This is a genomic window from Ligilactobacillus pabuli (assembly GCF_022836475.1).
In the GTDB taxonomy this organism is placed as follows: domain Bacteria; phylum Bacillota; class Bacilli; order Lactobacillales; family Lactobacillaceae; genus Ligilactobacillus; species Ligilactobacillus pabuli.
The window spans coordinates 1-19,752 of sequence record NZ_BQXH01000020.1 but is presented as its reverse complement, the minus strand read 5'-3'; the positions used below and the strand labels follow the sequence as shown (position 1 = coordinate 19,752).

Below are 19,752 nucleotides of genomic sequence, written 5' to 3'. Positions count from 1 at the left end.
TGGCAGTAAGTTACTGCTAAAATACATGTCTTTTTTTGCTGAAGTTTGTAAGCAGGTTGTCTCTTCACTAGCTGCTAAGCTCATCTCTCTTAGTCTTCTGGCTCTCCTTCATCATCGTCTTCTTGAATATCAAGACCTTCAAATAAAGAAGATAACTCGTTTGCCGTCAACAATTCTCCTTTTTTGATAGCTAGCGCCAGTGGCAAATCCGTAGTTCCCAAAACGTTCACTATTTGCTGCACTTTGCTATTTTCAGGACTTACGATTCCTTGAGAATTGACCTTAAACAAATATAGCGTACGGTTCTCATTGCGTTTTCCTAACATCCCATTATTTTCTTGTAAGAACTCAAAAGTATCTACTCGATTATCGCTATAATCGTCAGCAATAATATAAATAATATCTGTCATTTTCCTAACGTCGTCCCTCCTGCTGTACAATAAGCTTCTAGTAACCATACTTTGCGACTTACTTGTCATATAGTAGTCGCTATCTCATTTAAGTCACTCAGGTTAATGATCCGATCTGTTTGGTTTGCCTCTGTCATATTATGTGTAACTAACACAATTGTTTTATGATACTCGTCTCGTAATCGACCAATCTCCTCAAAAGCAATTTTAGCATTAACTGGATCTAAGGCCCCAGTTGGTTCGTCTGCCAACACTAATTCCCCTGGCTTAAGAATTGCTCGTGCCAAAGAAACTCGTTGTTGTTCACCACCAGATAAAGTCCCGACCTCTGCTTTTTCTAAGTGTCCTAAGTCTAAGCGCGCTAGGATCTGGTGAATAGCTTGCTTCTTATCAGCTGAGCTTTGCTTGACAAAATTCATTGCCAACCATAAATTTTGAAAAACAGTTTCACTAGAAATTAGTGCAAACGACTGGAATAAGTAATTGATCTGATTCCTTCTCATCAAGGTGGCTTGCTTACTATTAATTTTCGGCAACTGTTTGCCAGCCAGCACAATTTCTCCGCTAGTCGGTTCCTCTAACAGTCCCAAAATATTGAGAAGTGTTGATTTGCCAGAACCCGACGGCCCAACGATTGCCACAAATTCCCCCTGGTTTACTTGAAAATTTAGTCCATCTAAAATTGTTCGTTGTCCGTATGATTTGGTCAGCTGTTTAACTATTATTTCTTCCAAGTTATTTAGCCCCTTTTGAATAATTTGATAATTTGTTTAAATTCACTTCTAGTCATATACACCCAAAAGATTCCTAGCTGAATGAATAAACTAATTACAACTAACAAAATTCCCATCTTACTGCTTAACACAATCGTGACTAGTAACTCAAGCAAGTGCACGCCTAAAATTCCCACTAACGGTACGCGATAAAGCTGTAAGAAAGAAAAACCCAGGAATTTTTTGACAGCTAATCGTTCTTCATTAACGGTTTTAAAAATCGTCGCGATCACTAGTAGACACAAAACTAACAAGAGCAGCGCAATTAAAGCAATGCCACCAAACCAGCGAATCGTTAGCGCGAGTGTTTTTTGAATGCCATCAACATACCTGTTGACCGTTAAGAAACGGACGTGATTATCTTTTAACCCATTTCTGCTGATTCGTTGCGGTGTCACCAACTGTCGTGCAACTTTTTCGTTAGCAAATTTTAAATAACCATCTAAACCTGCGGCACGTAATCCGCCAGTCGTCACATAAGTCATGTTTTCCGGGGTTGCAATATAGACCACCGGATTTTTAGCATACGTTGGCTTTTTAGTTGAATCAGTCCAAGTAAAAATTGGCTGACTAAAATGATAATTCATAAATTTAAACTTCTTTTTCTGCACAAATTTAGTGGGAACATCACCTTCACTAACTCCTTCTAGTGCGCTCTCTTTTAGATATGCTGCCACCTGTTTTTGTTGCTGATGCGAAAGAGAATCAGGTAACAAAAATAGCTGTGTTCCAGCTTCAGCGGTTGCTAAATCAGCTTGCTTCAACTTAATCCCATTTTTAGCAGCATAATTTGGTGAAAACGTAAACTGCCAATAAGCTTTAGGCGGCAAATTATGATAGACACCCGAATTTTGCATCTCCTTAAGCCACTTTTGAGAAGTATAATCCGTATGAATCAAATAGACACCCTTTTTATGACTAATTTCTCGGTACATTGACCAAAGATCATGGTCTAACCTCGAAGAGCTTCCTGCAGCAGAGGCAGTATCGTCACCAATACTTAAATCACCCATAACCGCCATCTGTGATACCGTCTGCCATTGTTGCTTGAGATGCTGATTATCTTGAATCTGTTGAAATGGTTGATCTATTCCTAATCCAAGAATAACTATTCCCAGACTTAATAATAAATAAATTGTGACTGAGAAAGCATAGACTGCTTTATGTGGAAACCTTCCTCGAATCAATTCAATGTTTTTCAATAACAAGATCACTAAAGAAGCCAAATAGTAGGCAATTATAGTTAATAAGACATTAGCTATGATTGCCAATAGGAAAATGCCCATAAATAGTGTAAAGTACGTCATTTGGCCAAATCCAGCTGCACAACCCACTGCCAAAACTGTACTGCTAAACAGACACCAGATTAAGAACGGAGCTAAGTTTTGAAAAAGAATTCCTTTTTTAGTCCACCCTAACAAGACTAACGTTCCAAATTTCTGCAACGAACGAACAAAAAAGATGATAAAAAAAGCAATCAAAACAATGAACGTTACCGCAAAGAAAATACATAATTGCAGCAATAAAAAGTTATCGTTACCCAGTCCGCCAATTTGACTATTTTTCAGTTTCTGAGGCGTCTGGCCTGTCAGGCTCGCTAACTGGTTCAGAATTTTCTGATATTCTTGGTCATTCTTAACACCAACTAATTCATAGTGACCATTAATGGTGCCACTCATTTTAACTAACTGATTCAGTTGATAAATTGTTGTCTGACCAGCAAATGGCGGGCGAAAAAGCTTTTTTAACTGATGAACTGAGCCATCCCCCAAGCCTAAGCTAGCAGATGAGTCAGTTGAGTTAAGTAATTGGTTTAAATCTTGGCTCGTAATAATTTTTTGATCAAAAAAGGAAAAATCAACTTGCTTATGTTTAGTTCGCCCAACGATCCCGATATTCAGGGTTTCATCCCCAGCTACCATTTTTCCTTTTTCTTTTCTAATTATCAATAGATTCTTTTGCTCCGACTGCCCTGTTAGATAGTCTTCGACTTGTGTCGCCCGTTGATCAGCAACATCATTTAAATATACATCATATGTAGCAGAATTAGTTAAGTATTGCTGCCATGACGTTTGATACGTTTTTCCAAGATAAAAAGCAAAGAGCGTAATTAACAAGATTCCCTGAGCTAAAATCAAAGCGTACCCGCCCCAACGAATACGCTTTGAAAAAAATGATTTCTTCATCATCTAGGATTTTCACTTCCCGAGTAAGAATATTTTTATTTGCATGACCAATATGCTTGTACTGCCTTACTTCCAATTGTTTTGGTAGCCTTAGCTAATGTCCCTGGTTTCTTCTAGCCAGAAAATCTAAAAATCTGACCACAATTCGAAAAATTATTTCTCAATATCTTTAAATCCCCCACATTGAATAAATTCCTGTATTTTCATCCACAACTAAGTAGCTCTTCTTTGAATTACCCATTTCTTGATTAGTAAGCGCTATTCCTTTCAAAACTACTATACACCATGCTTTGATGCTAGGGGGAGCAATTATTGCTTGCCCCTCTATAAATAGCATTTATTTCCTTAAAATTAATAGTCCATAACTTGCTAATCAATGTACCTAAATACCTGATTAAGTTATTAGCTTTTAAAGCAACATCAACCGAGCCAGCTTAGACAAAACGCTACTATGCTTTTTCAGTTATTTATTTTCCGGGAACAATCGCGCATTTCGCGCCCGTCCCGTGGTATCACCGTTTCTAGCACCACCGATTTTACGGTGGCACAGTTTTGACCCTTTCCAAATTATTTTGGCTCATCGGGCACCTCTTTGGAGAATATCCCGTTGAGCTTTTTTGCGACTTCAAAGTTACTGTTTGGGTAGAGATGACCGTAAGTGCCGAGTGTCGTTTCGATATCCTCATGCCCCAGACGTTCTTTAATCTGGAGTGGATTTTCACCAAGGCTGATCAACAGCGACACATGCGAGTGGCGGAGGCCGTGCACGGTAATTCGCTGAACTTTGGCGAGTGTACTGTACGCGTCCACAATGTCTAAAAATTGTCCGTCAGAGCACGGAATCCCATCGCGTGAGAATACCCACTCGGAATTCACCATCGCCGCTTGTGCGACCTGCCACGCGCCTAAACACGCTACGGTATCATCATCAAGCGCCACGGTACGACGGCTAGCGGCAGTCTTTGGCGCAGGCGTTTCAAACCAGTTGCGGTTGTGATAGTCCATCGTCTTATTGACACTCACGGTCTTAGCTTCGAGATCAACGTCTGTCCACTTTAACGCCCGTGCTTCACCGCTACGCAAGCCTGACATGAACATGAACCACAACATCGTGTAATCAAATCGGCCCGTGTACGTGTCGGTATTTGTCTTAGTAAGCACCTTTTGAAAGTCGGCTTGCGTCCAGAACTGAATTTTTGCTTTCTTCTTCTTGATGAGGCCAACGATCCGCACAGGATTTTCAGTGATGATACCCAGTGCCTTAGCACGTTCAAGCACTTGGCCTAACATAATGTTGATGGTACGCGCATAGGATTGCTTACAGTCCTTGAGCAGGCTGACTTGCCAATGTTGCACATCAATCGGCCGAATTTGGTCAATGATGATGTCGTTGAACCTAGTCAGATAATCGGTGTTCATCAAAACCAGTCGTTGGCGGTAGGTGCGTGGCTTCACTTGGGTTTTGTACCAAGGCTTGAACACATCCTCCATAAACTCGCCAAACTTCGTCTTCTTGATGTCCTCATCATCGGCGACCCCAGCTGCCAACATTGCAACTCTTGCTTTTTTCGCCTCCGTTTTCGTTTTGAAGCCGCTGGCGCGTTTTTGAATTCGCTTGCCAGTCCGTTTGTCAGTTCCTAAGCTCACGCGGAAGCTAAAAGTGCCGTCCGCTTGTTTTGCAATTGGGTCTTTCGTAGTCAAGATAGTTCCTCCTTAACTGCGGAAAGGCCACTTGGTGCACCCTCAAGTTGGCTTAGTTTCAAGCCTAATACTGCGTCTACTGCTTCCACTGGAACACGGTCTACGCCTTTCTTACCGTACCATCCAAGGCCACGTTTGAGCAACAACTCTTTTGCCATTTTGATGATGCGGCTTGCTTGCGATTGACTGTATCCTAGGTTAATAAGATCAGCTCTAGTCATCGTCAGGAAGACTGGCTGTGCTGGTACGTTAATATTCAATCAAATCACTTCCTAAAGTTTAGCGGGAGTGAGATAATCAAACCAGATAGAACCCATATTTTATCTGTGAAGGGTGACTACTTGCTTTGGTCGGCGTAGTCGCTCTTTTTTGATTCCTCACTTGGGATAATCATTTCTTCGGTTGATGCGAGCATTGCTTGTAGAACACTCATCTCCTTTTGCGTGATAGTAGCGTTGGCAATCATCGTCATCAAAATGTCTTGGGCGGTAGCTGAATCGTAGGCGAGTAACATCTTCAAGGTCGGCGCAACTTGCTTCTCAATCCACTTGTAGGTGCGTTTGATAGAGAATGGCTCTGGTTGGGTTGTTAGCCGAAGCTTCTCACCGTATTTGCCGATAAAATTCGCCCAGAGGTCGTCCAGCGGCCAACTTTCTCTAGCCTTGCCGTTGGGCTTTAAAAAACGTATATAGCGATTGATGATACCAAATATCACCTTGGCAGGCTTACGCTCGTTTAACAACGCCTCAATCGCTTTTGTTGCCCGTTCATCAGCTAAGCGTAGCTCAAAGCGGTTTTTGATTGGTGTCTGATCTAGCGGCGTGCCATATTTGAAAAACTGTTCGGCGTCTTTCTGGTATAGGCACATGTAGAATTGGCTTTTTCTCGAACCAATATACAGCGTGCGGCCAATAACACCGTGTTCTTTATTAGCGTCTTTATGAATACGCCGGAAAATTGAGGTGAATTCGTCGCGATCACACTTATCAATGAAGTATTGCACCGGTAGCATGTCCACATAATCATTGATAGCAAGATCAATCCGGTTGTAATGACCACCGAGTTCATTGGCCTTTTCAAAGAAGTCATACCAGCTTCGATGTTGAGAAAGTAGCAGACACTCAAATTCGCGACAGCCTTCACCTTTCAGTTCCAGTAGCGTCCCGCGATCGTCATCTTCTGGTGAAGTGAAGATTTGCATCGCGCCGTGTTCAAACTTACCGGTATAGCCGTAGAAGCCCCAGTTGTCCGGCGCGAAGAATATTGGCTTAATCTGCAACAACTCGGTCATGATGGGGATAGCATCGTGGGTGGGGAAGCGAATGCGGACATAGTCGATCCACATGGTCAGTGCTTCGTCACCGGATAGCTCACGATAAGCACACATCAGCTGGCGTCGCATATTGTCGTTTAGCGGTTTTTTGCCGCCGAGTAGCTGATTCAGGTAACCACGGGTGATCCCGACCTTATCGGCCACTTGTTGTTGCGTCAACTTCTGCTCGGTCATCAAGTCCCAGAACTTACCTAGCCAATCAGTGACCACGATTCCCGCAGTCAAATCATTTTGCATTAGCGTCTCTCCTTTGTTTTCTGGTGTTTACAGCTTTTTTAGCCTGTTGACACTCTGTCTCTACGGGGAATGCCTTGCCTTCGGCATTTCTACCCTGTGTTTTGTTAATACGTTCCTATCTCTGCCCCCCTATTAGATACTGGGGGCTTGAGGCGGCCGGCTAACGCCGACCGCCGCCGCTCGCGCTAGCGGCTTTCGCGCTGCACGCCGCGCACGGCGGCGATGCGTTGCAATACCCTTCCGGAAGGTCTGTGAGAACTTTCGCTCTCAACATATACAGACTGTTTGTAGGACGTATTTTGAAACTGAAAGTTGAACTGTAACAGGATCTTAACATGAACCTGATTTATTCATAGGTTTGTGAAATACAACCATAGGCTCAATAGCGACACTAACTTCGCCATGCCGAATCAATACACCTTGATTTTGGCCAACTTATTCAGAGTCGGCGTCGCCAAATAGACCGAACGTATTTCAACACTTCGGCCAGGCCCGACCATTTAGTTGCTTTGGTCACATTTGCAAAATATCGTTCAACACATTGCCTATAAAGCCACTAAAAACTTGGCTTGAAGCTAAATGTAGGACGATTCGGTGCGCATGATGCGTGATCTTACCCGTAAAATGGAGCAATTCAAAGCGCAAGGTTGCGATTGTCTTTCGTGCGTCAAAAGGTATCAAAATGAGTTTGAATAGTTGAACGATGTTGTAAGCAACAGCACTGATCAAGGCCCTAGCAGCGTTCATCGTAAACGAGTGACTGTCAGTCTTGTCGAAAGCAAAACCGGCTTTCAATTCTTTGATCAGATCTTCGACTCTTCCGCGTTGACGATAGCGGGTGATCAATGTTTCACACGGAATCTTCGTATCATTGGTGACCAATAAAGTATGATCGTCCCAAAGAAAAGACTCAGCCTTACTTTCAGAATGCACGATCACGCGATAATTATCCGCCCAAATTTTAACTTGATAGTCCAGTTCGTGGTCTTCACTTTGAAAATCAGTCGTCATCTCAGTGGCTTGAGTTGCCGTTGTGGTGAGTTCGTTAATGCGGTTATTCTTCTTCAGCCGGACAATAAATTTAACACTGCGCTTGGCACAGGCTGCATAAAACTCTGGCTTGGCAAAGCCTGAATCACCGCGGACTGTGATGTTCATATCAGGGCGTAAGGCTTTAAGATGATCAAGGATCGGGGCGATGAACGTATCAGCATCGCTACTGGTATAGACGTTACCCGGGCGCAACTGCGCACCTAGTAAAAGCCCGGTGGCATCATCAAAAACCAGCAGAGGGTGATAGCCATTAGCTGAATAATGACCATTATAGGTTGCGTGTTCTTGATGGCCGAAGGTATCCAAGTGTGTGGAGTCGATATCAAGGATCATTTCAGTGCGTGAAGGATCTTTAAGGACCACATCAGCCAGTTTCAGTAACAGGTTTTGGGTTTCAACCAGATTATCTTGAGTCAGGCTTGCGATGAAACGTGAAATAGAAGCTTGAGAGGCCACACCATACTCACCTAAAGCAATCCTAATAGCAGGATCCTGACGCCAAGTATTTGCCGCAGAGTCAGTGCAATAACCGGCAATCCGGAGCATAAGCGTAAATTCAAATAGATATACGAAAGAGATCTTGGCAAATTTTCGCTCATCATTAAAGAAAATCGTATTACGAATCAAGTTTTTGAGGTGGATCCGATTGGTAAATTCAATTGGTAGTATCATTCCAGCATCATTGGATAATTGTCCGGCGTCGTTGATAACAGATAAATGAGGATTGCATTGAAGTGAAGTTGCGCGTAGTCTAAGCATTGTGTTATGGCCTTCATATTGTTGGTTTTCAGCGACTCTACAATATCACAAGACCGCACCCAGTGGGTGAAAAACACAAAGCAGCGCAACTTCATGCCAGTCATGAGGTTGCGCTGTATTTTGTCGTGTTTAAGAATAATCCAGGCTAAATGTTCTCCCGCTCCGAAGTCTGTTATACTATGCTTTATCGTATAAATTTTAAATTTTAATGAATTTCTTTAGGGGGAATAGGTAATGCTATTTGTAAAGGATATGTTCGTGCTACTAGTCGCCGTTGAGGCATTGCTGATAATGCTTCTCGAGATGTTTGGCACCCAAACAAAAATGGCCCGTAAGGCTTTTGACTTGTCAAAAGGATATCTTGCCACCAAAGAAGCCAAATCATCGATGGCAAACCAAGGACTATATAATGGATTTATCGGTGTAGGCTTGTTATATGCTCGATATGGGCTCAGTGGTGGTGCCTCCTACCACGTTCAGATTTTATTCGTGGGTTTTGTCGTGCTTGCTGCCGCTTTTGGATCACTGACAGCTAACAAGAAAATCATATTTACACAGGGTAGTCCCGCAATCGTAGCGCTTTTTATGCTTATATTTGTACACTGATGTGCTCCTCATAGTAAGATAAACTTTGGCTCCTAGAGAAACGGTAAGAATCGTTAGATATGCCAGTTAATTCTGATGAGGATAAGCTATTGAAAGTATTATTGGCCTGCCATCCGGCGGGCTTTTTGATTGCAAAAAAATAAGCCCCATATAGGGACTAGGGTGTACTAATTGGTATGCACATGGTTGGTACACGTGACTACTCTGTGGTCTTTCATGACGTGCAAGTTATATGGGCCTCGCCTCTAGAATGAGTTATTATTGAGTGCCACGGGTGCTCAAAATATCGGTATAAAAGCATTTCTAGTTTTGGGCTTGTCACTGATTTGCACTGATTTTCAAACCTAGGTGATTATCTAAATAGCTAGGCAGACGCCAGCCAATTCATTATGAGGCGCTATTTTTAATTTTCAGAACGTCCCCACTCTGCTATACTTCTTTTCGTAACATAAAATTTGGAGGCATTCAAAATGATTAAAGAATTTAGAGACTTCATTATGCGTGGCAACGTTCTAGATCTTGCTGTAGGTGTCATTATTGGCGGTGCGTTCACCGCTGTTGTAACTTCCCTGACCAAAAACTTGATCAACCCAATTATTTCTATGTTTGTAGGTAAGGCTGATTTAAGTAAGCTATATTTTACAATTTTGAACGCAAAATTTACGTATGGCAGCTTTCTTAACGACGTCATTAACTTCTTGATCACTGCTTTTGTAGTCTTTATTATTGTCAAGACGGTTAATCGTATTATGCCGTCTAAAAAACCTGATGCTCCTGTTGTTTCGAAGGAAGAACTCTTACTTACACAGATTCGCGATTTACTGCGCAATTCACAATGAGCTATCGTAAGTAGTAAGAGGGAATAGATATCTTCGGCTTTCTTTTTGGCCTTAACTCCTGTATACTTATAATTAGTAACAAAGAATATATTTAATGGGAGGGATTTACATGCACTTCATTTGGTCACTAATTGTTGGCGCAATAATCGGTGCTATTGCTGGCGCTATTACAAGCAAAGGAAAATCGATGGGTTGGATTGCAAATATTATTGCTGGGCTCATCGGATCATCTATTGGTGAAGCACTACTCGGCCATTGGGGTCCTAAACTTGCTGGTATGGCAATGATTCCATCGATAGTTGGCGCAGTGATTGTCGTAGCGGTTGTATCATTCTTTGTTGGTAGATCTAAAGATTGATTGGATGTCATATGCATGGATGCTTTAAAATCAATTTTTACATTTATGGTAGCCAGCACTTTGCTGGTTGGAGGAGCTCTGGTAGCTGGTACAATTTTGGCAGCCAAGGAAATAGATAAGGCTGGGGATAAATTGCAGGATTCGATTCATGACTAATGATATACGGGCCGTCTGTGATAGACACACGTTCGCAAAATCCTGCTGAAAGCGTAACTTTCAGCAGGATACGGTACGGTTGAGGTACGAGAAGACTTGATGCTACACACGGAAAAGGGTATCGTGGTTTAAGATGCATCGAAATTAACCCCAGCTCGGCATGTCAATTGGCATGCCGAGTTTTTTTACTCCCTCAATTGTCAAATCAAGTGCAACACTTTATAACCAATTCTTGTTAGTGGTATAGCTTATGCCATATTGGGGTAATAGTCGCAAGGACGAAACCAGCCCAGTGAGCGCCTTGGGCGATGATTCAACGCCGACTGTGCTGGCTGGATCTCATCAAGGGTTACGTTCTTGAATGACTTTCCTTTTGGGAAATACTCACGTAGAAGGCCATTAGCATTCTCATTTGATCCACGCTCCCAGGGTGAGTACGGATGAGCAAAGTAAATCTTCGTGCCAGTCACGCGAGCCAAAGCCGAGAACTCTGAACCATTGTCGAACGTAATGGTATCTAACTCCCTGGCCCCATAAGAATCGATTGTCTCCTGAAGCGCCCGACGGCAGGTCTCAGCGTGGTAGTCAGGTAGCTTAACGATTATCTCAGTACGGGAGTACCGCTCTGTCAACGTCATCAGTGCTGGGTCACTTTCAACTCGCTTTCCCTTGACCAGGTCGCCCTCCCAGTGGCCGACTCCTAGACGGTCGTCAACGGCCTTTGGCCGATTCTCAATCGACTCACCGAGCTTATGCTTGTTAGTGCGAGCGTGGCGCAATCCTGGTCGCTTGATGCGACGCCGTAACTTGACGGGTAAATCTAGGTTGGTGATTGGGAGCAGACCTGCGTCAACCCTTGCTACAAGCGGACTATCACAAATGCAAGCTCGACAAAAACATAACTAAATATCTATTGCCCTTATGATGATATTTTAGCAAACGAGAAAAACTAGTCCGAAATCTCATCATAAGAGCAAGTGTGTTAATCAGTCCGTATTAGATAGTTTTCCGTCGACAATTTTGTAGACATTATCAGAAAACTCTCGCAGACGATCATCGTGCGTGACGATGACGACTGCTTTTTCCTCGTCATGCGCAATATTGGCAAAAAGTTGGCCAACTTCTTTGACACGTGCCGTATCTAAGGCTGCCGTAGGTTCATCGGCTAGGATGATCGCCGGGTCTGTATAAAACGCACGGGCAATTGCAACGCGCTGTTGTTGACCGCCAGACAATTCGCCAGGGTATTTGTTTAATAATTTTTGAATGCCTAGCGTTTCAATAATTTTGTCAAATCCATCTTGACTGAGGTTATTGTTAGGCTTTACCTGGTCAACAAGTTTGAATTGGTCTGCTACGGTTAAATATGGCACAAGATTGTACGCCTGCAAGACGAAACCGATTTGTTCAAGTCGTCTTTTTTCGGCTTCTTTGGTACTCAAATCACTGATATCGTGGCCATTCAAACGAACTGAGCCGTCTGTTGGTGTTTGTAACCCGCCTAAAATGGTTAGCAAGGTACTTTTACCAGATCCTGAAGGCCCAATGATAAGCGACACCTCACCAGCTTTAAACGCTAAACTGACGTCTTCTAGTGCCGTAACTAAATTGGTTTTCTGACCAAATTGTTTCGTCACGTGTTCAAGGGCTAGTTTTTCTTCACGCATCTTTTTAACCTCCAATTACTGATACCGGATCAATCTTACTAATCACACGAATCGGAATGATTGCACCCAGTAACCCGGTTACCATCAATCCGACCGCAATGAGTACCATCAATCCCCAATCAAATGCCATTGGTACGCTATCTGGAATCCCAAATTCAGTTAATGCCGATAGTACGGCACCAACGACGATACCAGTTGCCATGATAAAGAACGTCTCAAATAACGTATTTTGGGCCAAAAAAAGATTTGGAATGCCTTGTGCACGCAAAACTGCCAAGTTAGGCAATTTTTGAACCGTTAGAATGTAGAGGAAGATGGTAATCACAATCAATGAAATGACAATCAGGAATCCAATCATGAGACCAAACGTCGCTTTTTGCGGTGTATAACCTGGCAATTTATTGATAAAGGCTTGGTATGAATAAGTCTTTAATGCTTTATCATCGACCGATTGTGACGTTTTTGAAGCAACGACGCTACCCTGGAATTGATCTGACACGCCCTTAATGATACGCCATTGCGCTAACTCGCCATAAATAACAGGTGCGGTGTTATACGTGGCATTTTTCGCATAACCCACGATTTTATATTTCGTATCAGATAACCCAATCGAAATTTTATCCCCCATACCGTAAATATCCTTATCAACTGAGTCAGCGAGGACGACTTCGTTAGCTGCCTTTGGCAAGTTCCCCTTGGTTAATTGTAGGTTTTTAGCGATGTACTCGTCGTTATTCATCCCAACGAATTGTGCGGATTCACGTTTTCCGCCAATTTTCATATTAACTGGTGTAATGCCAAGTGTTGCGGTTTTGTCGTCGCTTAACTGATCAACCTGTTTCGTTGTCAGTAATGACTGTCCGGCATTACCATTAGCGTCTTTGGTCATTACAAACGACTTAGACTGCCAGCTGTCCACCGCTGCGGTGTTAGCTGTTGCCAGACCGAGCGCCAGGGCACTTAAAATGAAAATCAAATAACTGATTAAGACGACGACTGTTAGAATCAAGCCGTACCGTAGTTTTTCTTTTTTAATCTCTCTAATTGCTAAAAACATTTGTTCCTCCTGTATTTGTTGAAGTTCAACAAACTTACTATACACAAGCATACATGATATTATGATGAGATTACAAAATGATTTTTCTAGGATGTGTCTTCAAACTATCTAGTCATTAACACTATTGACGCAGCGTAAACAAATGTTCGGAACACATATGACGTCTTATCGTAGCAAGTAGCTACCCGTCTAACATGTTTAAGCCGATTAAAGAAACACTCAATTGAATGTCTTTCTTTATATATCCACCAGTCTACTGACCATGGTTCTCGATTATTCTCTTTTGGTGGGATTGTATACTTTCCGCCTTGGCTCGTGATGAATTCTCGAATTGCTTTACCACCGTATGCTTTATCGGCAACGACATTAACCCCAGTCAACTGAATGGTTTTCAATAATTCAAGCGCTACGGGACCGTCATGACGATTGCCTTCTGTTAACATAAATTTAACCGGGTTTCCCAATGCATCGACCAGCGCATGTATCTTAGTTGAATTACCACCAACGGAACAGCCAATATTATTGCTTTCAAGTTTAGGACCGCTTTGTTTAGCACCGGCACTATGCTGATGCGCAATAACAGCCGTCGAATCAATATGCAGGTATTCCATATCCGCGTCCTAGCGAAGCTCGCGGAAGATACATTCCAATACACCATCGCGGCCCCAGCGGGAAAGCCGTGTATAAACCGACTTTCATGGTCCAAATCGTGCAGGTAAATCACGCCAAGGCGCACCAGTCCGATTGATCCACAGAATCGCATTTAACATGGTCCGATTATCTCGTAATATTGGACGACCTGTACTTTATGGTGGAAATAATGACTCGATCTGGGTCCATTGCTCATCAGCGATCTCATAGCGATGAGTAAGCATCACAATCAGCCCTTTACTCCAACATATCAGATTCAGGCCGTTTCGTACAACTAGTAGGCAATTCGCGAATATTTTTGAGTTTGAAGACACATCTTAATTTATATTGTTAACTTGATGTGGCTTTGATTACGGTTACACAGTTTAATCATACCAAACTTCCACCGTTTATTCCACTTGTATAACAATGTGTTCAAACGTAACCTAAAAACAGACGCTCCATGTGTTCGACTGAAAAACTGGTTATTCAGTATAAGTCCAAAAGGCGCAACAGCACCCACGACTTGAACGGCATCGATTGAAAGCCGCAAACCAAACACGCTTGCGGCCATCTAACAATTTAAGGACCTGCTTCAAAAAATCAAAACTATAGACATTCACAAAGGATAAAGAACTGGAAGCTTGTTTGCCACGAAATTTAATTCACAAAGAGTAGCCATGTTACGGATAGCGTATACAAAAATGCCGCAAAGCATCCGAAAGGTTTGGCTCCATCCTAATTTTGGAAAATGATGGGTGGCTTCATCGGTAGATCACCGTTAAGCACCTCTAATAGGCTCTTGTCGATGTCGCGCTAACCCGGCATGGCAGTTCTGAATGTACCCGCTTATATCTGTGCACAAAGCTACCAACGCTGCGGATTCGAGGAGACACTATGAGCACCACCATAAGCTCTGCGTAGGATTCTGAGCACTGCTCTAAGTGTGTGCCTGGACAACACACAGCACGGTTCTTCTCGTATACGGCAACACCGGTTTCGGCAAAGTAACGCTGGTAGTGTCTGCCAGCACCACGGATCTGTTCGGTATTGCCACGCCTGAGTTCACTGCTAACTGTAAACTTGTTGCGATAAATCTGCTCGGCGGTTTGAGCGATGACGAAAGCAGCTTGATGGAGTGCTTGAAGCTTCCCCCGTTCGTCTAAACTGAGTTATTGATGTTGTCCTGTCGTGCTAATCTGAGAGTGGGCCATGATGGCTCCTTTCTTATATGCATAAGGTGCTTATAAGAAAGGAGTCATCATGACCTTTTTGGTCTAGTCTATAAGCTTTTGCACTTCAAGTTAAAATCGGAGTTACAAGAAGCCTGAACTCAGTATAACGTTTTGCTAGTTAAAAAAAGAAGCCAACAACGCTTCTCTTTTTTCGTGGGGTGGCACGTTTGTGGCACATTCCATCAGCACATTATATAATATTGATTTAGCAAAGTGTCCTAAAGGGCGGTTTACACCGCGATTCTAAATTTCATTCGTTTGAGACGTTTATTTCCCGGGAAATAACGTTCTCAAACGGATAATTGCCGGTTCTAGCATCATCCTATTTTGTGTATTAAGGTCAACACGTTGTAATCTTTTTGATTTGATACATTTACTGGCTTCTTAGGTCCAAAGTGCTATAATTAATTTAAAAATAGTAGGTGTTTAATGTTGTCTCTTGGTAATTTTCTTAAGGAATCTCGTAAAAAGAATCATCTTTCACAAAAAGCAGTCTCACTACAATTACATGTTTCCCGCCAGACAGTTTCAGCTTGGGAAAATAACAGAAATTGTCCTGATATTGAAACCTTAACAACGTTGAGTAAGCTCTACAAATTTGATCTCAATCAAATTTTACAAACAGATGAACAAGTAAACGTGCAAGCAACGTCCATAAAAAAGACGACAGCCAAACAAAAAACAGCCACAGTCCACTCAACAATTACAAAAGTAACTGTCCAAAAAGATGAAGGCCTCCTTCTTTTTTTGGCTGCTTGCTTATCTTTTGTGATTGCTCCCTTTGGAATTGTCACTGCACCTGCTATTATCCGATACAATAAAAAAACGAATACATTTTACAAGTTCATTTACCTAATTTGCGGTTGTGTTATAATTTACAATTTATTTGTGATAGTTGCTTTTATTGCCAATTCATTTAACTGGGGAATCACCAGTTATCATTAACTAACAACTAATTTTTTACCATTAACTATGGCATTACAAGAAACCACTCGAGTAACTCCCAATTTATATTTTGCCTTCCACTGTGCTTTTTTATTGCTTAGCTTAGTTAACTTTGAGTTTTTAAAACTACCCTCAGTCGCAACTGCTTTTAAACTAAAAGCCTGTTCTATCTTATTACTTACTATCTTGATTTTATATGATACATACCATCCAATTCCTTTTTTCGTAATTGTGTATGTCTTATTCGCCATTCTACTCCAGCTAGGCCCTTCTTCACTAATCTCATATTTAATTGGTGTCCCCTCTATACCGTTTGTCCGCCTTGAGCTAAATCATAAGTGACACTAGTCTCACTTACTGTGTCCGCCTCAACATTTTTATTAAAAAAGCCCAGCCACGCGCCAAAACAAAGTGCTACAAAGAATATATAAAGTTTCTTCATCAACTATTTCCCCTAACTAATTATTTTTACATAAATTTTTGTGATCATCAATTTAATTTCGCGGATAACACACCAAACAAAAGAATGTTTTTCAAACTGACTATCCTTAACTTAACAAATATAAAAGACATACTTTCTCAAGGTTAATTTCGTTAATAAAATTAACTGAATATATAATGTTGCTACCTAATTAACTGCGCCCTTTTCTATCCTGGAAAAGCTTTTTCAAAAACAAAACCATATTTACTATTGGCACTTCTAACAATATAGCAACTAAAATTACCTGCTGGCAAAATCAAATAGTATACAAACGTTACAGCCACTAAAGAAACATAATTCAACAAAATATCTTTTAGTTGCATGGCGTACCTCCTGGCTTTTATTACTACCAAAAACAGTTTACCCAGAAAATAACCGTTTTCCCGGTTAGTGAGCGTCCTCTCTTTTGCTATTAATATTACTCCTTAAACTACATTTAGGGGAGCAATTATTACTTGCCCCCTAAGAATAGCATTTGCCCACTTGATAAACTCAGTCACCAGTTGAAGCCAATTATCTAACACTCGCTCCAGCTAAACCATTGATTTACAAGCCTTTTCCAGGGTATTTCCCGGGAAATACCCTGGAAAAATTCCTTCAAACACGAAAACGAGCGTCAGAAATCACTCTTCAGATTTCTGACGCTCATTTAGTTTTTCTTAGTGGCACCTAACTATGGTTTGAGTTCCTTTATTAGAACCTCCGTGGCCTCATGACTCATTTGCCCAACATCAGCTTCATGCTGCCCAGGACTAAAAATAATTGGTACTATATAGCTGCCAACTATCCCGACAATATAACGTACAATGCGCATGAAATCCCATTCAACTATCTGACCTTTTTGCTGATAATCAGCAAAAAAATCTTTTAATCTATCAAACGGCAATTTTACTATTCTTGCTTGCAGTTGCTGTTGTACCTTTTTATTCACCATTGTTTCTCGAACTAAAACCCGAATCTGCGGTAAATTATCAACCGCAAACTGCATTCGGTCTTGAATAATATTCTGCAAAAATTCTCCAAATTCAGTCTCTTGAGTCACCTTAACACCAGCCACAAACTCATTAGCGACTTTGGGAATAACTTCATCGATTAATGACTCAATTACTACTTGTAGCAGCTGGTCCTTACTTTTAAATTGCTGATAAACTGTGCCCACTGCTACATTAGCCAGACTCGCAATCTCATTAGTACTAGTATTTTCAAATCCCTTTTCAGAAAATAGCTGCAGACTCGCTTGCAAGACTGCCTTTTGTTTGGCAGAAATGTTCATTTCATTCAGCGTTTCGTTAAATAGTTTCGAAACTTTATGTGCCACAAATTTTCACTCCTTTAAACCTCACGATACCGTCGCATTGTTACTAGATTTAATACTAAAAATAGTCCTGCGAAACACAGCAACGCCGATAGGTTTGGCCAAATTTTACTTAGTCCAAAACCTTTTGCGACTACATCACTCATTGCATTCGCGCCATAATACAGCGGCATGACATGTCCAATTGCCTGTAACCATCCAGCCATTTGATCAACTGGAATAATTCCTGAGAAAAACACCTGGGGAATCACAACAATTGGAATAAACTGGACCATTTGGAACTCTGAAGCTGCAAAGGTTGAAATAAATAAGCCCATAGTCAAAGCTACAAATGCCATTAAAACATTAATCAGCAGTACATTCCAAATACTCCCTAAAATTTGGATTTTAAACACATAGGTGCTATACAGCACAATTATCAAGGTCTGAATCAGTGCCAGAATTCCATAGCCACTGAGGTACCCTGTAATAATTTCGCCTCGTTTAACAGGTGTGGCCAATAGCCGTTTTAACGTTCCCGTGGTGCGCTCACGCAGTAACGCAATTCCTGAAATAATAAACACAAAGAAGAACACCACAAAGCCCATCATGACTGGCAAAAAGGTATCAAAGAAACTCGTGTCTTTGTCACCATAAATATAGTGAGTGTTAACCGAATAGTTCTTAGCTTGCTGCTGGGGCGGTTGTGGCAGCGTCATTGACCCATTTGTTGGAACCCCAACTTGGTGCGCATCTTGCTGCCTCCCTGCCTTCAAAAAGACTTCTTCCGCATCTTCCATCACATGTGTCGTTAACAGGATCGTTTTTCCTGCCTGACTCAAGCGGTGTAGTTCCTGCTAAATCTGCTTCCTTAACTCTGGATCAATTCCGACAGTTGGTTCGTCTAAAATCAGGATTTCTGGATCTGCCACTAAGGCAATTGCTAATGACAGTCGTCTTTTCATTCCACCTGAATAATCACTGACGTGTTTATCTAAATCTTCATTCAAATTAACGACTTTTGTTGCATAGTCAATTTGAGCAGGCAAATCTTCTTTATCCATGCCTTGCATTTGACCAAAAAAGGTTAAATTCTCACGTGCCGTCAAAGTTTCATTTGAACTACCATCCTTTAAAAAGGATGGATTCTGGGAACACAGCAAACTTATCGGTTAGATCACTCTAACTAAATAGACAGCGGTCACTGCTATTTACCACGGTACGTTCCATACCTTAGTTTCAATACTCGCCTAAATGAGTACTTTTTCTTTTTCAATTTGGGCTAGTCCACGGTGCAAAATATTTTGACTAGCATTAATATCACGGTTTAAGTGCGTTCCACATGTCGGGCAATCCCACTCTCGGACAGCTAACCACTCATGCTGATTTAAACTATCAAATTGATAGTTCTTTTGTCCACAATGATGGCAAATTCGACTGGTATTACTTGGATCAACAAAAATTAGTTGCTTTCCATACCAGTCACACTTATATTTCAGCATGGTAACTAACTTACCCCAACCAGCGTTGGATATTGCCCGGGCCAGATGATGATTTTTCAGCATCCCTTGTGTGTTGAGTTTTTCCACCACGATCACATCATAATTTTGCACTAACTGGGTCGTCAGCTTTTGCAGTCGGTCATAACGACGGTCACTGACTTGACGTTTGAGTTTAGCAGCTGTACGACGAGCCTGTTGGTAGCGCGGAAACTGTTTTAAACTAGTCCGTGGCAACAAGAACTTTTCGTGCTTATCAAAAGCCATTTCTTTCTGAGCATTTCGTCTACGACGGGCCATTTTGCGTTCCCAGATTCTGACTTGGGATTTAGCTTCAAGATCAAAATGCATCATATTGATCTTTTGTCCATTCGACAAAATCATCAGGTCATCTAGTCCTAGGTCAATCCCCACTACTTGATTAGTTTTAGTCTTGGGTTTGAAAGCTTGTTTTTCACTTTCAAGTAAGATGGTCGCATAATATTGACCTTGGGCATTGATCCGAATGGTTGCACGTTTAATTTTGCCATTTA

At 41.7% G+C, this 19,752-nt stretch carries 21 protein-coding genes and 3 pseudogenes; 5 read left to right on the top strand and 19 right to left on the bottom strand.

Features of this window, described 5'->3' with window-relative positions; translation table 11 throughout:
* Positions 1–89: 89 nt before the first annotated feature.
* The 8 genes from LPAF129_RS09130 to LPAF129_RS09095 form a co-directional block, all read right to left on the bottom strand.
* A complete protein-coding gene (locus tag LPAF129_RS09130) occupies positions 90–410 on the bottom strand; it encodes a hypothetical protein (RefSeq protein WP_244056465.1) in 321 nt (106 codons plus the stop codon).
* 65 nt (positions 411–475) lie between these two features.
* Positions 476–1,144, bottom strand: a complete 669-nt coding sequence (locus LPAF129_RS09125) for an ABC transporter ATP-binding protein (RefSeq protein WP_244056463.1) — start codon at positions 1,142–1,144, stop codon at positions 476–478.
* A 5-nt stretch (positions 1,145–1,149) separates the two neighbouring features.
* Complete coding sequence (locus LPAF129_RS09120) at positions 1,150–3,372, bottom strand: bacteriocin-associated integral membrane family protein (protein ID WP_244056460.1); 2,223 nt, start codon at positions 3,370–3,372, stop codon at positions 1,150–1,152.
* A 166-nt stretch (positions 3,373–3,538) separates the two neighbouring features.
* Positions 3,539–3,706, bottom strand: coding sequence for a hypothetical protein (locus LPAF129_RS09115; protein ID WP_244056456.1), 168 nt, complete (start codon positions 3,704–3,706; stop codon positions 3,539–3,541).
* 230 nt (positions 3,707–3,936) lie between these two features.
* Positions 3,937–5,070, bottom strand: coding sequence for a site-specific integrase (locus LPAF129_RS09110; RefSeq protein ID WP_244056453.1), 1,134 nt, complete (start codon positions 5,068–5,070; stop codon positions 3,937–3,939).
* A complete protein-coding gene (locus LPAF129_RS09105) occupies positions 5,067–5,330 on the bottom strand; it encodes a DUF3173 family protein (RefSeq protein WP_225048761.1) in 264 nt (87 codons plus the stop codon). The genes LPAF129_RS09110 and LPAF129_RS09105 overlap by 4 nt, the downstream gene beginning before the upstream one ends.
* A gap of 77 nt (positions 5,331–5,407) precedes the next feature.
* The gene (locus tag LPAF129_RS09100; protein ID WP_244056450.1) at positions 5,408–6,640 is read right to left on the bottom strand and encodes a replication initiation factor domain-containing protein; all 1,233 of its coding nucleotides are present in this window, start codon (positions 6,638–6,640) and stop codon (positions 5,408–5,410) included.
* Positions 6,641–7,153: 513 nt separating this feature from the next.
* On the bottom strand, positions 7,154–8,452 hold the full coding sequence (locus LPAF129_RS09095; RefSeq protein WP_244056448.1) for an IS1380 family transposase: 1,299 nt from the start codon (positions 8,450–8,452) through the stop codon (positions 7,154–7,156).
* A gap of 234 nt (positions 8,453–8,686) precedes the next feature.
* Here LPAF129_RS09095 and LPAF129_RS09090 point away from each other — a divergent pair, with 234 nt between their 5' ends.
* The 4 genes from LPAF129_RS09090 to LPAF129_RS09075 all read left to right on the top strand — a co-directional run bounded on the left by LPAF129_RS09090 (position 8,687) and on the right by LPAF129_RS09075 (position 10,411).
* A complete protein-coding gene (locus LPAF129_RS09090; protein WP_124974715.1) occupies positions 8,687–9,058 on the top strand; it encodes a DUF1304 domain-containing protein in 372 nt (123 codons plus the stop codon).
* Positions 9,059–9,528: 470 nt separating this feature from the next.
* Entirely contained in the window at positions 9,529–9,897 is a 369-nt protein-coding gene (gene mscL / locus LPAF129_RS09085; protein ID WP_124974717.1) for a large-conductance mechanosensitive channel protein MscL, read from the top strand.
* Between the two features lie 109 nt (positions 9,898–10,006).
* Positions 10,007–10,255 carry a GlsB/YeaQ/YmgE family stress response membrane protein gene (locus LPAF129_RS09080; RefSeq protein WP_124974719.1) on the top strand — a complete coding sequence of 83 codons (249 nt, stop codon included), beginning with the start codon at positions 10,007–10,009 and terminating at the stop codon, positions 10,253–10,255.
* A 15-nt stretch (positions 10,256–10,270) separates the two neighbouring features.
* Complete coding sequence (locus LPAF129_RS09075; RefSeq protein ID WP_164507541.1) at positions 10,271–10,411, top strand: hypothetical protein; 141 nt, start codon at positions 10,271–10,273, stop codon at positions 10,409–10,411.
* A gap of 248 nt (positions 10,412–10,659) precedes the next feature.
* Here LPAF129_RS09075 and LPAF129_RS09070 read toward each other — a convergent pair.
* From LPAF129_RS09070 to LPAF129_RS09055, 4 genes and pseudogenes are all read right to left on the bottom strand, one after another.
* Positions 10,660–11,283 (bottom strand): annotated as a pseudogene (locus tag LPAF129_RS09070) (IS30 family transposase); the annotation flags it as partial.
* A gap of 114 nt (positions 11,284–11,397) precedes the next feature.
* Entirely contained in the window at positions 11,398–12,078 is a 681-nt protein-coding gene (locus LPAF129_RS09065) for an ABC transporter ATP-binding protein (RefSeq protein ID WP_124974721.1), read from the bottom strand.
* Between the two features lie 4 nt (positions 12,079–12,082).
* Positions 12,083–13,135, bottom strand: a complete 1,053-nt coding sequence (locus tag LPAF129_RS09060; protein WP_124974723.1) for an ABC transporter permease — start codon at positions 13,133–13,135, stop codon at positions 12,083–12,085.
* A gap of 104 nt (positions 13,136–13,239) precedes the next feature.
* Positions 13,240–14,010: pseudogene (locus LPAF129_RS09055) on the bottom strand (IS5 family transposase).
* A gap of 1,419 nt (positions 14,011–15,429) precedes the next feature.
* Here LPAF129_RS09055 and LPAF129_RS09050 point away from each other — a divergent pair.
* On the top strand, positions 15,430–15,945 hold the full coding sequence (locus tag LPAF129_RS09050) for a helix-turn-helix transcriptional regulator (protein ID WP_244056445.1): 516 nt from the start codon (positions 15,430–15,432) through the stop codon (positions 15,943–15,945).
* On the opposite strand, the gene LPAF129_RS09045 is transcribed toward LPAF129_RS09050, so the two are convergent.
* The 7 genes and pseudogenes from LPAF129_RS09045 to LPAF129_RS09015 form a co-directional block, all read right to left on the bottom strand.
* Complete coding sequence (locus LPAF129_RS09045; protein WP_265747529.1) at positions 15,942–16,238, bottom strand: DUF5626 family protein; 297 nt, start codon at positions 16,236–16,238, stop codon at positions 15,942–15,944. The two genes, LPAF129_RS09050 and LPAF129_RS09045, sit on opposite strands and share 4 nt — an antisense overlap.
* An 11-nt stretch (positions 16,239–16,249) precedes the next feature.
* Positions 16,250–16,387 (bottom strand): hypothetical protein, encoded by a 138-nt coding sequence (locus tag LPAF129_RS09040; RefSeq protein WP_244056441.1) that lies wholly within the window; start codon positions 16,385–16,387, stop codon positions 16,250–16,252.
* 206 nt (positions 16,388–16,593) lie between these two features.
* The gene (locus LPAF129_RS09035; protein ID WP_244056438.1) at positions 16,594–16,749 is read right to left on the bottom strand and encodes a hypothetical protein; all 156 of its coding nucleotides are present in this window, start codon (positions 16,747–16,749) and stop codon (positions 16,594–16,596) included.
* 350 nt (positions 16,750–17,099) lie between these two features.
* Positions 17,100–17,744, bottom strand: coding sequence for a TetR/AcrR family transcriptional regulator (locus LPAF129_RS09030; RefSeq protein ID WP_244056435.1), 645 nt, complete (start codon positions 17,742–17,744; stop codon positions 17,100–17,102).
* Between the two features lie 14 nt (positions 17,745–17,758).
* Positions 17,759–18,559 (bottom strand): annotated as a pseudogene (locus tag LPAF129_RS09025) (ABC transporter permease); the annotation flags it as partial.
* An 18-nt stretch (positions 18,560–18,577) separates the two neighbouring features.
* Entirely contained in the window at positions 18,578–18,883 is a 306-nt protein-coding gene (locus LPAF129_RS09020) for an ATP-binding cassette domain-containing protein (protein ID WP_373875045.1), read from the bottom strand.
* An 87-nt stretch (positions 18,884–18,970) separates the two neighbouring features.
* The coding region (locus LPAF129_RS09015) for an RNA-guided endonuclease InsQ/TnpB family protein (RefSeq protein ID WP_244056432.1) at positions 18,971–19,752 on the bottom strand (782 nt) is incomplete at its 5' end.

Excerpts from the sequence above, each read along its gene's own strand:
- LPAF129_RS09080 (WP_124974719.1), top strand. The coding sequence starts at position 10,007 with ATGCACTTCATTTGGTCACTAATTGTTGGCGCAATAATCGGTGCTATT.
- LPAF129_RS09120 (WP_244056460.1), bottom strand. The coding sequence starts at position 3,372 with ATGATGAAGAAATCATTTTTTTCAAAGCGTATTCGTTGGGGCGGGTAC.
- LPAF129_RS09130 (WP_244056465.1), bottom strand. The coding sequence starts at position 410 with ATGACAGATATTATTTATATTATTGCTGACGATTATAGCGATAATCGA.
- LPAF129_RS09095 (WP_244056448.1), bottom strand. The coding sequence starts at position 8,452 with ATGCTTAGACTACGCGCAACTTCACTTCAATGCAATCCTCATTTATCT.
- LPAF129_RS09035 (WP_244056438.1), bottom strand. The coding sequence starts at position 16,749 with ATGCAACTAAAAGATATTTTGTTGAATTATGTTTCTTTAGTGGCTGTA.
- LPAF129_RS09065 (WP_124974721.1), bottom strand. The coding sequence starts at position 12,078 with ATGCGTGAAGAAAAACTAGCCCTTGAACACGTGACGAAACAATTTGGT.
- LPAF129_RS09075 (WP_164507541.1), top strand. The coding sequence starts at position 10,271 with ATGGATGCTTTAAAATCAATTTTTACATTTATGGTAGCCAGCACTTTG.
- LPAF129_RS09090 (WP_124974715.1), top strand. The coding sequence starts at position 8,687 with ATGCTATTTGTAAAGGATATGTTCGTGCTACTAGTCGCCGTTGAGGCA.
- LPAF129_RS09115 (WP_244056456.1), bottom strand. The coding sequence starts at position 3,706 with ATGCTATTTATAGAGGGGCAAGCAATAATTGCTCCCCCTAGCATCAAA.
- LPAF129_RS09040 (WP_244056441.1), bottom strand. The coding sequence starts at position 16,387 with ATGAAGAAACTTTATATATTCTTTGTAGCACTTTGTTTTGGCGCGTGG.
- mscL (WP_124974717.1), top strand. The coding sequence starts at position 9,529 with ATGATTAAAGAATTTAGAGACTTCATTATGCGTGGCAACGTTCTAGAT.
- LPAF129_RS09050 (WP_244056445.1), top strand. The coding sequence starts at position 15,430 with ATGTTGTCTCTTGGTAATTTTCTTAAGGAATCTCGTAAAAAGAATCAT.
- LPAF129_RS09100 (WP_244056450.1), bottom strand. The coding sequence starts at position 6,640 with ATGCAAAATGATTTGACTGCGGGAATCGTGGTCACTGATTGGCTAGGT.
- LPAF129_RS09060 (WP_124974723.1), bottom strand. The coding sequence starts at position 13,135 with ATGTTTTTAGCAATTAGAGAGATTAAAAAAGAAAAACTACGGTACGGC.